Raw genomic sequence first — 12,274 nt, forward strand, 5'->3', positions numbered from 1 at the left:
CGATATTTGTCGGACGACGTTCGCGGGTCTGCTGACGGCGGCCGCTCCTAGGGCCTACCCTAGACAACACACAGTCGGCCCTGAACCCAGAGGGCCCCAGGTCAGTCGGGAGGCCTAGGGGAATGGACCCCCGTGCTCGGGCGGACGCCTTGCTCGCACGCGCTAGCGCGCGTGGAGCCTTCGTCGTGACACCGGACAACGCGACGTCTCCGATGGACTCCGCGAACACTCAGCAGATCCCCCGGTCGGTGGTCGCCGAGATCGATCGTTCGTCGGACCCGGACACGACCACTCAGCTACCGGCTTCGCTGATCGCGGAGAACGACCACCCGCTCGCGGGACCCGAACCGACGACACGGCTGGACCTGCCGCCGGCGCGGGGCGAAGGCTCGACTCAGCCGCAGCCGTATCCCCGGCGTCCCGGCACCCCGCAGCCGACCAGACCGCTCCCGCAGGCGACGACCCCGCTCACCCGGCGGCCGCCCGCCACTCCGGTGCAGAGCCCGCTGATCGAGCAGCCGGAGCCGGAGACCGTCGAGAACGAGGTCGGCGGCCTGGTGCCGACGGTGAAGCAGAATCCTTCGGGGCGTTCGAACCTTTCGCGCCGGCTGGACGGCATCTAGCCCCCACGCGCGCGCTATGAAAGGTCCTTTCCTTGCAAATTTTGCAAGGAAAGGACCTTTCATAGCATCCGGATCACGCGATCGATCTCCTTGATCGCCGCTCCCCCGCCGTACGTGGCGTTGGACAGCATCGCGACATCCAGCCCTTCGGCCGGGTAATGCCGCATGAGCGAGCAGACGCCGACGTTCCCGCCGTCCTTGTAGTAGTGCCGCACCGAACCGTCCGGTGCCAGCACGAATTCGAGGCCGAAGCCGTACCGAACGCCGCTGCTGTGGAGCACCTGAGGCGTGAGGAAGTCCTTCGTGCGTTCAGGGCTCAAGAGCCGTTCTTCGCGGATCGCCCGCAGAAGCCGCACGAGGTCACCGACGGTGCAGTACGCCCCTCCGTCGGGTGAACCGATCGGCGGATAACTGAAGATGTTCTGCTTCCAGCCGGTGATCCGGTCGCCGTCGAGGATCGGGTCCCAGCCTTCGGCGACCCTCGGCTGCGGATCACGCCGGTCGAAGAACCCCGAATCGGTCATGCCCGCGCGGTCGAGCACGGCTTCCCGGACGTGGTCGCGATACGGCCTTCCGGTGATCTCCTCGATCACCAGCCCCGCGAGGACGTAGCCCGAATTGCAGTACCGGCAGCCATCGCCGGGCGCGAAATTCGGTGCCCGGTAAGCGAAATTGGGCAGATGGTCACGCGTCTCGACGACCGAGTACACCGGCTTGTCGACCCACAGCGCTTCGTAGCTCTCGCCGGCTTCCTCGTCGGCGTCGTCGGCGATCCCGGACGTGTGCGTGAGCAGCTGTCGCGTCGTCACCCCGGTTGCGATCACGGTGCCTGCGAGGTCGATGATCCCGCCGATCGGGCGGTCGAGGTCCAAGCGGCCATCGTCCACCAGCCGCAATGCGGCGATCGCGGTGACGACCTTGGTGATCGACGCGGTGTCGTACCGGACGTCCGGCGCGTTCGGCACCGACCAGCGGCGGCTGGCCAGGCCGTAGCCGCGTTCGAACAGCGTCTCGTCGCCGCGCCGGATCAGCACGACTCCGGAGAAGCGGTCCTCCCCGGCGCGTTCCGTCAGCCAGGTGTCCAGTGCGGCGAAGTCCATGCACCGACGGTAACGACGACGAGGAACCCGGTCGCGTGAATTCCGGTGGCCGGAACGGCTACTTCCGGCGCGTTTCGAGCTTGAGGCGCAGCGCGAGCCCGGCCTTCACCGCGAGCATGACCGGCTTCCACAGGAGACCGCGGTGACGGTCCGCGAGGTAGCGGTACGCACTGTCGTGGTGCGCGCGCAGCATCTTCGCCGAAGCCTGCGACGTCGAGTGACCGCCGATGTGCATGACACTGGACGAAGGCGCGTACACGTTCAGCCAGCCGGCGCGGGTCATCCTGTCGCCGAGGTCGACGTCCTCGAAGTACATGAAATAGCGCGTGTCGAACCCGTCGACCGAGTCAAAGGCCTCGCGACGGAACAGCTGGCAGGACCCGGAAAGCCAGCCGGCCGTGCGCTCGACCGGGGTGCCGGTCTCCTGCCGGTACTGCCGCGTCCACGGATTGCCCGGCCAGATCTTGCCGAACGCCGCGTGCCCGATCCCGCGGCCGAACGACGGCAGCAGCCGGGCCGACGGGTACACCGTGCCGTCGAGATCGTGGATGAGCGGGCCGAAGGCGCCACCGCGCGGCCAGCGCTCGGCCACCTCGAGCAACGCGTCGAGCGAACCGGGCTCCCATTCCACGTCCGGGTTCACCACGGCGACCCAGCCGTAGCTGTCGTCGAGTTCCGCGACGCCCCGGTTGGCGGCGGTGCCGTAACCGACGTTCTCGCCGATCCTGAGCAGCTTGACGTTGTCCCGGCGGGCGGCCTTGTCCAGCGCGTCGTCCGTGGAGTCGTTGTCGGCGACGACGACCTGGATGTCCCGGTCCGTCGCCTTCTCGAGGGTGTCGAGGAACTTCTCCAGGGTCTCGCCGGGGAAGTACGTCACGGTCACGACGGCGATCCCGTCGCCGTAGCTGGGGTGCTCAGTCACGCGGCCATTGTCCACCCGTCACCGAACGCGACTTCGGCCCACCCACTTCGGCCACGCCGGTTGCGCGACCGCAACGGAGCGTGCACACCCGACTGCTTTCCGCAATCAGCGCCAGGCAGAATGGACCGATGCCCGTGCACGCCTTCATCGACGAATCGGTGCGAGACCAGCGGTACCTCCTGTGCATGACGCTGGTCCCCCCGGCACAGCTGGCACCGGCGCGACGAGAGCTGACCGCACTGCTTCTTCCTGGCGCACGGGAACTGCACTTCAAGAAGGAAAAGGAACCCCGGCGCAGGCAACTGATCGACCGCATCGCCGCCTTGGAAGTCACGACGATCCTGTATCTGGGCTCGTGTACGCGGAAAGCAGAGGAAGAGACCAGGCAGAAATGCCTTGACCATGCCGTCGCCGATCTACTCGCCAAGAACGCACACCGGTTGGTTCTCGACTCGCGCGACCATCGCGATGTCCACGACCGCAGGACGTTGCAGCGAGCTCTGGGTCATCGGCCCTCCAAGACCGAGCTCACCTACGAGCACCTGAACTCGACCGCCGAACCGCTGTTGTGGATTTCCGACGCGGTGGGATGGTGTTTCGGCGCGGGCGGTCACTGGCGCCGAAAAGCAGACCGGCTCGTCGATGCGATCATCGAACTCTGAACAGCGAAAAGCCCGCGAGACGACCGTCCGGACGCGTCACGGGCCTTCATACTCGGCCCCACCGGGGCCTCGCACCTCAAGCATACCCCACATACCGAACAGCTCCCCTGGCAGAAGCAGGACTCAGCTCGCCCGCCGCTGCGCATGCCGGTGCCAAGCCTTCGCGTAAGCCTCACGATGCCGCTCCGCGGTCGTCGCCCACGAGAACTCCTTCGCCCGCCGAAGCGCGGCTTCGGCCAGCTCGGCCCGACGAGCCGGGGCGTCGAGCAGCTCGGAGATGGCCGCGGCGACGTCTCCGGCGCCGACACCGCAGTAGGCGACCGCGTCCCCGCCGACCTCCGGCAGCGAAAGCCGTCGCGTCGTGAGCACGCTCGCGCCGCACGCCATCGCCTCCAGCACCGGCAGCCCGAATCCCTCGCCGAGACTCGGATAGGCGACCAGTTCGGAGCCGCCGAGGAAACCGGCGAGCGTGTCGAACGGCAGATATCCCGCCCGGATCACCCGCAGCCGGTGCGGAACGGCGTCCAGCGCGCGTTCGACCTGCGAGTCCCAGCCCGGCTGCCCGGCCAGCACCAGCGCAGGCGGGTTCGGCCTGCCGATCACGGCGTGGGCGAAGCCACGGATCAGCGCGGGCACGTTCTTGCGCGGTTCCAGCGCGCCGAGGAAGGCGACGTACGGCGTCTTCCCGAGTCCGACGGCCTTGCGCGCGGCCTCGATCTCCGCGGGCGACGGCGGATGAAACCGGTCCGGTTCGACACCGTGATGGATGATCTCCAGTTCCGCCGTGCGCACCTGGCCGACGCGCTCCAGTTCGGCCGCCGTCGCGATGCTCGGCACGACGCACAGCGTCGCCCGGCGAAGCGCCGTCGCGGTCCAGGCGCGGAAGAAGCGCGCCTTCACCGAAGAGTGCAGGACCGCGTCGGTGAAGAAGGTCGCGTCGTGCAGCGTCACCACCGAAGCGGCCGGGCTCGCCAGCGGCATCGTGTAGTGCGGCGAATGGACGACATCGGCGGCGAGCCGGCGGACCAGCCGGGGCAGGGTCGCCTGCTCCCAGGTCAGCCTGGCCGTCCTGGTCGATGTCGACGGGGAGGTGGGCACGATCCGCGCGCCGGGCGCGAGCCGGTCGTACAGCACCGCGTCCCGCGGCTGGCAGACGACGGTGATCCGCGCGCCGTCCTCGTCCAGCGCCGCGACCAGCGAATCCACGTAGCGACCGACGCCACCCCGGTCCGCGGGGACGGCGGTCGCGTCGATAAGCACGCGAGGGTCATCGGTCACCCTAGGAGGGTACGGCCGTGCACCAGGCCCGCGGTGGGGAACCGACAAACTGCTAGCGCAGGTGCAGCCCCCAGACGGCGGAAGCGGCTCGTTGCCAGGTGAACTCACTCGAACGACTGAGACCACTGTCACGCAGGGCTGCCGCACGTTCCGGATGGTCGAGGACGTCGCGAAGGGCATCCGCAAGCGCTTGCGCATCGCCGACGGGGACGGTGACGCCCGCTCCCCCGGCCACCTCGACCAGGGCGGGAGCGTCCGAATGCACCACCGGCACCCCGGCCGCCATCGCCTCGATCAGCGGCAGCCCGAACCCCTCCGCCCGGCTCGGCATCGCCAGCACCGAAGCGCCCCGCAGCGCGAACGCCAGCTCCGCGTCGCTCACCTTCCCCAGCACCCGGACGTCGGCGCCGTGCTCGCGCGCCAGCGCCGACGGGTCGATGCCGCCCCACCCCGGCTGACCGGCCAGCACCAGCGGCACCCCGATCCGGCCGGCGGCGTCGATCAGCACGTCGATGCCCTTGCGCGGTTCGATCGTCCCGATCGCGAGCACGTACTTCTCCGGCAGCGCGACCTCGGCGAACCCGGCGGGCGGCCGCACCCCGTGCGGGATCACGCGCACCGGTACCGAAACCGGGACGAGCCCGGCGAGCTCGTCCGCAATCGCTTGCGTGGGCACGGTCAGCGCGGTCGCCCGCGACGCGGCCCGCGCGATCACCGCCTTGTGCCACGCGACGCCGCGCGGGGTCAGCGTCTCGGGATGCGTCCACGGCACGGTGTCGTGCACCGCGACCGACAGCGTCCGCCCCTTCGGCACCTTGGCGGGCGCGAGCGGCGTCGGCGCGTGGACCGCATCGCCGCCCGGCCACCACGGCAGGCCCAGCTGCCAAGCGGCGATCAGCCCCCGGGGTGGGATCGGCAGCACGCGCGGCCCCTCGACCCCCTCGACGACCGCGGCTTCGATGTCGGCGTGCCGCGCGACGACGCTCGACACCGTCCAGCCCGGCGGCGCCGTCTCGGCGAGCGCGCGCAGCAGCTCACCGGTGTAGCGGCCGGTCCCGCCGGGGACCGGCGCCAGCAGCTGCTCGGCGAGCACGACCAGTTCGGGCATGGTCACTATTCTCTCCACCATGACCAGCACCACCGTCGTCGTGGTCACCTGGCGCGGCGCCGCGCACATCACCGCCTGCCTCGACGCCCTCGCCGCGCAGACCCGCGCGCACCGGACCCTGGTCGTCGACAACGCCTCCGACGACGGAACGGCCGCCCTGCTCGCCGCCCATCCGTCGAAGCCCGAAGTGCTCCGGCTGCGGCGCAACACCGGCTACGCGGGCGCCATGGCCGCCGCACTGGACAAAGTGGACACTCCGCTGATGGCCTGGCTCAACGACGACGCCGCGCCGACCCCGGATTGGCTGGCGACCTGCGAAGACACGCTCACGAAGGCGCCACTCGCCGCCGCCGTGAGCGCCCGGCTGACGCTCCCCGACGGGACCGTCCAGTCCACCGGCGTCCGCCTGACGGCCGACGGTCACGGCGCCGACCTGCCGGAACCCGTCGAAGAGGTCTTCGGCTTCTGCGGGGGCGCGGCCGTCCTCGACGTCGAGGCACTCCGTTCCGTCGGCGGCGTCCCCGCCTCCTATTTCTGCTACTACGAGGACACCGACACCGCGTGGCGGCTGCGGCTGGCGGGCTGGGACGTCGTCAGCGCCGAAGCCGACGTCACCCATGAGCATGGCGCGAGCACTCTGCCGGGTTCGGCCCGGTTCCACCTGTGGAATGAACGCAACCGCCTCCTGACCCTCCTGCGCTGCGCCCCGCGCGCGGTGGCGATCCGCCAGCTGGTGAAGTTCGCCGTACTCACCCTGGTACTACCCCTCCGGGGGAAACCAGCGGCACCGAACTTCCGTCTGAGTCTCCGGTGCCGCGTCCTGGGCGCCGTCGCCGCGCGCCTGCCGCGCACGCTGGTCGAGCGGCGGTCTGTAGGGCGACGGGCGACACTGGGCCGAGGCGCGGTCTGGGAGGCGTGGGCGGGCAATTAAGCTTGCCCCAATCGAGAGCAGGGAGTACGGCTTTGGCGCAGGGGGAAACGCAACCGGTCGTCTCGGTGATCGTCGTGAACTACCGGGGGGCCGCCGACACCGTCACCTGCCTGCGCGCACTCGCTGAACACGATTACCCGAACCTCGAGGTCATCTGCGTCGACAACGCCTCCGGCGGCAGCGACGTCGCCGAGATCAAGGCCGCCGCACCGGGCGTCAAGCTCGTCGAATCGCCGGTGAACTCCGGCTTCGCGGGCGGCTGCAACCTCGGCGCGCGGCACGCCACCGGCACCGTCCTCGCCTTCCTCAACAACGACGCCCGCCCGGCCCCCGGCTGGGTCGGCGCGGCCGTCGCCGAGCTGCGCGCCCAGCCGACGGTCGCCGCGGTGGCCAGCAAGGTCCTCGACTGGGACGGCACCGGCACCGACTTCGTCGACGCGGGCCTGACCTGGTTCGGCATGGGCTACAAACGCCACGCCGGCAGCCCGCTGGCCGACGTCCCCGCCGCCGAACACGAGATCGCCAAGGACGTCCTGTTCGCGACCGGTTCGGCGATGTTCGTCCGTGCCGGGGTGTTCGCCGAACTCGGCGGGTTCGACGAGCGGTTCTTCATGTTCTACGAGGACGTCGACCTCGGCTGGCGGCTGAACCTGCGCGGCTGGCGCGTGCGCTACGTGCCCGAGTCGCTGACCTATCACAAGCATCACGCCACGATGTCCACAGTGGACGCTCCGGACTCCGGGCGCGAGACGTTCTTGCTGGAGCGCAACGCCTTGGCTGCGCTGTACAAGAACCTCTCCGACGAGACCCTCTCGCGCGCGCTCCCCGCCGCGCTGGCGCTGGCCGTCCGCCGGGCGACCGCGCGCGGGGACCTCGACGCCACCCGGTTCGATCTCGCCCAGGGTGTCGGCCCGGCCGAAACCGGCCCGGTCGAGGTGCCGAGGACGACGTTGGCCGGAGTACTGGCGATCGACCAGTTCGTCGAACTCCTGCCGTCGCTCACCGAGTCCCGTGCCGCCGAACAGGCCGCCCGCGTCCGCACCGACGCCGATCTGCTTCCCTTGCTGCGCAAGGCCTTGGAGCCCGCATACCCGCTGCCGCGCTATCTCGCCGCGCACGACGTGCTGGTCGAGACGTTCGGCATCGACGCGCTCTTCGGGCAGCGCCGCAAGGTACTGGTGATCACCGGTGACTCGATCACCGAGCGGATGGCGGGCCCGGCGATCCGCGCGTGGAACATGGCCGCGACCCTGGCCACGGAGCACGACGTCCACCTGGTGACGATCAACCCCCTCGCCGACCCGCCGCCCGCGGCGTTCCGGGTCAGCGCGGCGACCAGGCGCGATCTGGAGACGCCGATCGCGTGGGCCGACATCATCGTCCTGCAGGGGCACGTGCTGGAGCTCGCACCGTCGCTCAAGGAGCAGTACGCGCACAAGATCGTCGTCGCGGACCTGTACGACCCGATGCATCTGGAACTGCTCGAACAGGGCAAGGGCGTACCCGACGACAAACGGGCACTGGACCTCATCGGGGTCACCAAGGTCCTCGACGCGCAGTTGGAGCGCGGCGACTTCTTCCTGTGCGCGTCGGAGCGTCAGCGCCACTTCTGGCTGGGCCACCTCGCCGCTATGGGCAGGCTCTCGCCGCGGCTGTACGACGCCGACCCGACCACCCAGTCGCTGCTGTCGATCGTCCCGTTCGGCCTGTCCCCGCAGGCACCGGTCCGCACCGGACCCGGCCTTCGGTCCACTTTGGACGGCATCGGCGAGACCGATCACGTCGTGCTGTGGGCGGGCGGGGTCTACAGCTGGTTCGACCCGTTGACCCTGGTCCGGGCGATCGAACGGCTGCGGCAGCGCCGCGGCGACGTCCGGCTGGTGTTCCTCGGGATGAAACATCCCAACCCCGAGGTCACCGAGATGGACATCGGCGCGCGCACGATGCTGCTCTCGGACACGCTCGGGCTCACCGGCAAGCACGTGTTCTTCAACCAGCAGTGGGTGCCGTACGAGGAGCGCCAGAACTGGCTGCTCGACGCGAACTGCGGTGTCACCACGCATTACGAGCACGTCGAGACGACGTTCGCGTTCCGCACGCGGGTGCTGGACTACCTGTGGGCCGGGCTGCCGATCGTCACCACCGACGGGGACTCGTTCGCCGACCTGGTCCGCGAGGAGAAGCTCGGCGTCGTCGTCCCGGCCGAGGACGTGGACGCGCTGGCCGACGCGCTGGAAAAGGCGTTGTACGACGAGGAGTTCGCCGCCGGCTGTGTCGAGCGGATGGCCGCCGTCGCCCAGCGCTACGCCTGGCCCGAGGCGCTGAAACCGCTGGTGGAGTTCTGCCGGAACCCGCGGCCCGCCGCGGACCGGCTGCCCGGTTCGGAGGACCTCGTGGTCAGCGTACCGGTGCGGGGCAAGGAAATGCTGCGCCGCGACGTCGACCTGATCCGCGAGTACCTCGCCGACGGCGGACCGAAGGAACTCGCGCGGCGCGTCGGCGGCCGAGTGGTCAAGGTCGCCAAGCAGAGGCTCGGCCGTGGCTGACCGCCCCTTGCGCGTTCTGCTCGACGGGACCCCGCTGCTCGGTGCCAGGACGGGTATCGGCCGGTACACCGTCGCGCTGTCCGAAGAGCTCGCCTCCATGTCCGAAGTGGACACCCGCGCGGTCGCGTTCACCTTGCGCGGCTGGCGACGGCTGCGGCACGTGCTCCCGCACGGCGTCCGGGCCCGCGGGATGCCGGTGGCCGCACGGCTGCTGCGGAAGGCGTGGCTGCGTTCGCAACTGCCGCCGGTCGAGCTGTTCGCCGGGCCGACGGACGTCGTGCACGGCACCAACTTCGTGCTGCCCGGCCGGTTCCGCGCGGCGGGTGTGGTGACCATCCACGATCTGGCCTTTTTGGACGCTCCCGAGGAGCTCGCGCCGAGCGATCACGAGCTACCGCGGCTGGTCCGGCGCGGCGCCCGGCTCGCCGACGCGATCTGCACGCCCACCAACGCCGTCGCCGACCAGGTCGCCGAACGGCTCGACGTGGACCGCGGCAAGATCATCGTCACCCCGCTCGGCGTGAACCCGGCGTGGTTCACCGCGCGCCCGCCGGATCCCGAGCGCCGCAAGGAACTCGATCTCCCGGACAAATACCTGCTCTTCGCCGGCGCCCCCGGCCCCCGGAAAGGCCTGCACTGGCTCCAGCAGGCCCACGAGGCCGCGCCGGATCTGCCGGATCTGGTGTTCGTCGGCCCCGGTTCGTTCTCGGTGGGCTCACGCTCGCGGCACGTCGGCTACCTGTCGGACGTGAACCTCCGGCGGGTCGTCGCCGGGGCGAGTGCGCTGGTGCTGCCGTCACGCGACGAAGGCTTCGGGCTTCCGGTGCTGGAAGCGCTGGCGTCGGACGTTCCCGTGGTGTGCACGGACATCCCGGCACTGCGCGAGGTCGCGGGGAACTGCGCGAGCCTGGTGCCCTACGAGGACGTCGACGGGCTCGTGGAGGCGCTGCGGATGGCCGTCAGCGACCCGCACGCCGTCGCCACCTCGGCCGCGCGCCGCGCCCACGTCGCGAACTTCACCTGGCGCGCGTGCGCCGAACTCACCGTCGCCGCGTACCGCCAGGCGAGCACGAAGCACTGACCTCCCGCATTTCGTCCTCTGAATGCGATCGCATTCAGAGGACGAAATGCGGGGCGGGGTCAGGAAGCGAAGTAGGCCTTCAGGGCATCGGACCAGTCCCGAAGCGGCGTGAGACCCGCCTCGCGCCACGAAGCGTTCGACAGCACCCCATACGCCGGACGTGCCGCCGGACGCGGGAATTCCGCCGTCGTACACGGCTTCACCCGAGCCGGATCCGCGCCGAGTTCCGCGAAGATCGCCTTCGCGAACCCAAACCACGTCGTCGACCCGCCACCCGTGCAATGCAGCACGCGCTGCGAAGGCCCTTCACCCGCGGCGATCCGACCGGCCAGCTCCAACAGCCCGGCGGCGAGATCTCGCGACCAGGTCGGCGAACCGGTCTGATCGTCCACTACGGACAGTTCCTCGCGCTCCTTTTCCAGTCGCGCCATGGTCTTCACGAAGTTCGCCCCGGTTTTGCCGTACACCCAGGACGTCCGCACGATCCAGGACCGCGCTCCGGACCCGAGCAGCGCGTCCTCACCGGCCGCCTTCGTCCGGCCGTAGGCGTTCAGTGGGCCCAGCAGGTCGCCGGGCTCGTACGGCGAAGTCGCGTCACCGGCGAACACGTAGTCCGTGGACACATGGATGAGCGGCACCCCGCGCGACGAGCACGCGGCGGCGAGCACCCGGGGGCCGTCGGCGTTCACCGCGAACGCCCGCTCCTCGTCGGTTTCCGCCGCGTCCACCGCGGTGTAGGCCGCCGCGTTGATCACCACCGGCGACGTCCCCGTCGCCCGCGCGCGGTCCGCCAGTTCGGTCACCGCGGCGACGACCTGGCCGGTGTCGCGCACGTTCAGCTCCGAAGACGACGGGGTCGCGGCCTCCGGGGCCAGCGCCGCGAGGTCCTGCCCGAGCTGACCGGATCCGCCCGGTACGAGAATGCTCAGCACCCGCTCACGCCCCCGCACGCTTCTTCAGCGGCTCCCACCACGACCGGTTTCCGCTGTACCAGGCGACCGTGTCGGCCAGTCCGTCCTCAAAGGACTGACGCGGCGCGTAACCGAGCTCCGTCGAGATCTTGGTGATGTCGACCGAGTACCGGCGGTCGTGCCCCTTGCGGTCCTCGACCGGCTCGACGCTCTCCCAGTCCGCGCCGACGGCGGTCAGCAGCCGCTCGGTCAGCTCGCGGTTGGTGAGTTCCGTGCCGCCGCCGATGTTGTAGACCTCGCCCGGCCTGCCGCCGTCGGCGACGAGCTGGATGCCGTGACAGTGATCGTCCACGTGCAGCCAGTCACGCACGTTGAGCCCGTCGCCGTAGAGCGGGACCTTCTTGCCGTCGAGCAGATTGGTCACGAAGAGCGGGATGACCTTCTCCGGGAATTGGTACGGACCGTAGTTGTTCGAGCACCTCGTGACACAGACGGGCAGTCCGTGCGTGCGGAAGAACGAACGGGCCAACAGATCCGAGGACGCCTTCGACGCCGAGTACGGCGAATTCGGCTCCAGCGCGTGGTCTTCGGCCCAGGAACCCTCGTCGATCGAGCCGTAGACCTCGTCGGTGGACACGTGGACGAACTTCCCGACCTCGGCCTCGAGCGCGGCCTGCAACAGGGTCTGCGTGCCCAGCACGTTGGTCAGCACGAAGTCGGCCGCACCGGCGATCGAACGGTCCACATGGGACTCGGCGGCGAAGTGCACGACCAGGTCGACGCCCCGCATGAGCTCGCTGACCAGGGCGCCGTCACAGATGTCGCCCTTTTCGAACCGGTAGCGCGGGTTCTTGCGCACCGGCTCCAGGTTCGCCTCGTTGCCCGCGTAGGTCAGCTTGTCGAGCACGATCAGCTCGGCGTCGGCCAAGCTCGGGTACGCGCCCGTCAGCACCTGCCGGACGTAATGCGAACCGATGAACCCGGCACCCCCGGTGACCAGCACTCGCATCCCGCGATCCTCCCTCTACGACTTCACCGACCGGCCGAGTGTGTCACGACCGGGGCAACCTTTCACCAGCCTACGGACGTCTAACACGAGGATCAGTAGAGTT

The 12,274-nt window shown here is 69.9% G+C and carries 11 protein-coding genes; 5 read left to right on the plus strand and 6 right to left on the minus strand.

Annotated features, from left to right (window positions below; genetic code table 11):
- The first annotated feature begins 122 nt into the window (after positions 1–122).
- Entirely contained in the window at positions 123–623 is a 501-nt protein-coding gene (locus AJAP_RS34095) for a hypothetical protein (protein WP_038519184.1), read from the plus strand.
- A gap of 59 nt (positions 624–682) precedes the next feature.
- Here the strand turns inward: AJAP_RS34095 and AJAP_RS34100 are convergent, their stop codons facing one another.
- On the minus strand, positions 683–1,723 hold the full coding sequence (locus AJAP_RS34100) for a serine hydrolase domain-containing protein (protein ID WP_038519187.1): 1,041 nt from the start codon (positions 1,721–1,723) through the stop codon (positions 683–685).
- Between the two features lie 58 nt (positions 1,724–1,781).
- Positions 1,782–2,645: a glycosyltransferase family 2 protein gene (locus AJAP_RS34105; protein WP_174492064.1), complete on the minus strand. Its 864-nt coding sequence runs from the start codon at positions 2,643–2,645 to the stop codon at positions 1,782–1,784.
- Between the two features lie 128 nt (positions 2,646–2,773).
- Between AJAP_RS34105 and AJAP_RS34110 the strand changes: the two genes are divergently transcribed.
- On the plus strand, positions 2,774–3,307 hold the full coding sequence (locus AJAP_RS34110; RefSeq protein WP_038519190.1) for a hypothetical protein: 534 nt from the start codon (positions 2,774–2,776) through the stop codon (positions 3,305–3,307).
- Positions 3,308–3,430: 123 nt separating this feature from the next.
- Here AJAP_RS34110 and AJAP_RS34115 read toward each other — a convergent pair whose 3' ends face one another.
- Both AJAP_RS34115 and AJAP_RS34120 read right to left on the minus strand, forming a co-directional pair.
- Entirely contained in the window at positions 3,431–4,567 is a 1,137-nt protein-coding gene (locus tag AJAP_RS34115; protein WP_037332234.1) for a glycosyltransferase family 4 protein, read from the minus strand.
- 70 nt (positions 4,568–4,637) lie between these two features.
- Complete coding sequence (locus AJAP_RS34120) at positions 4,638–5,693, minus strand: glycosyltransferase family 4 protein (protein WP_038524404.1); 1,056 nt, start codon at positions 5,691–5,693, stop codon at positions 4,638–4,640.
- Between the two features lie 19 nt (positions 5,694–5,712).
- Here AJAP_RS34120 and AJAP_RS34125 point away from each other — a divergent pair, with 19 nt between their 5' ends.
- The 3 genes from AJAP_RS34125 to AJAP_RS34135 are packed head-to-tail and all read left to right on the plus strand — an operon-like array spanning position 5,713 to position 10,251.
- Complete coding sequence (locus AJAP_RS34125) at positions 5,713–6,624, plus strand: glycosyltransferase family 2 protein (RefSeq protein WP_038519192.1); 912 nt, start codon at positions 5,713–5,715, stop codon at positions 6,622–6,624.
- Between the two features lie 32 nt (positions 6,625–6,656).
- Positions 6,657–9,170 (plus strand): glycosyltransferase, encoded by a 2,514-nt coding sequence (locus tag AJAP_RS34130; protein WP_038519195.1) that lies wholly within the window; start codon positions 6,657–6,659, stop codon positions 9,168–9,170.
- The gene (locus AJAP_RS34135; RefSeq protein ID WP_038519197.1) at positions 9,163–10,251 is read left to right on the plus strand and encodes a glycosyltransferase family 4 protein; all 1,089 of its coding nucleotides are present in this window, start codon (positions 9,163–9,165) and stop codon (positions 10,249–10,251) included. The genes AJAP_RS34130 and AJAP_RS34135 overlap by 8 nt, the downstream gene beginning before the upstream one ends.
- A gap of 59 nt (positions 10,252–10,310) precedes the next feature.
- Here AJAP_RS34135 and rfbD read toward each other — a convergent pair whose 3' ends face one another.
- A complete protein-coding gene (gene rfbD, locus AJAP_RS34140) occupies positions 10,311–11,201 on the minus strand; it encodes a dTDP-4-dehydrorhamnose reductase (RefSeq protein ID WP_148311612.1) in 891 nt (296 codons plus the stop codon).
- Complete coding sequence (gene rfbB / locus AJAP_RS34145) at positions 11,188–12,171, minus strand: dTDP-glucose 4,6-dehydratase (RefSeq protein WP_038519200.1); 984 nt, start codon at positions 12,169–12,171, stop codon at positions 11,188–11,190. Before rfbB ends, rfbD begins: the two co-directional genes overlap by 14 nt.
- Positions 12,172–12,274 lie beyond the last annotated feature (103 nt).

Source organism: Amycolatopsis japonica (assembly GCF_000732925.1).
GTDB classification, from domain to species: Bacteria; Actinomycetota; Actinomycetes; order Mycobacteriales; family Pseudonocardiaceae; genus Amycolatopsis; species Amycolatopsis japonica.

Bases quoted from the DNA above. Each gene is read 5' to 3' on its own strand.
- AJAP_RS34100 (WP_038519187.1), bottom strand. From the start codon at position 1,723: ATGGACTTCGCCGCACTGGACACCTGGCTGACGGAACGCGCCGGGGAG.
- AJAP_RS34095 (WP_038519184.1), top strand. From the start codon at position 123: ATGGACCCCCGTGCTCGGGCGGACGCCTTGCTCGCACGCGCTAGCGCG.
- AJAP_RS34125 (WP_038519192.1), top strand. From the start codon at position 5,713: ATGACCAGCACCACCGTCGTCGTGGTCACCTGGCGCGGCGCCGCGCAC.
- AJAP_RS34110 (WP_038519190.1), top strand. From the start codon at position 2,774: ATGCCCGTGCACGCCTTCATCGACGAATCGGTGCGAGACCAGCGGTAC.
- rfbB (WP_038519200.1), bottom strand. From the start codon at position 12,171: ATGCGAGTGCTGGTCACCGGGGGTGCCGGGTTCATCGGTTCGCATTAC.
- AJAP_RS34120 (WP_038524404.1), bottom strand. From the start codon at position 5,693: ATGCCCGAACTGGTCGTGCTCGCCGAGCAGCTGCTGGCGCCGGTCCCC.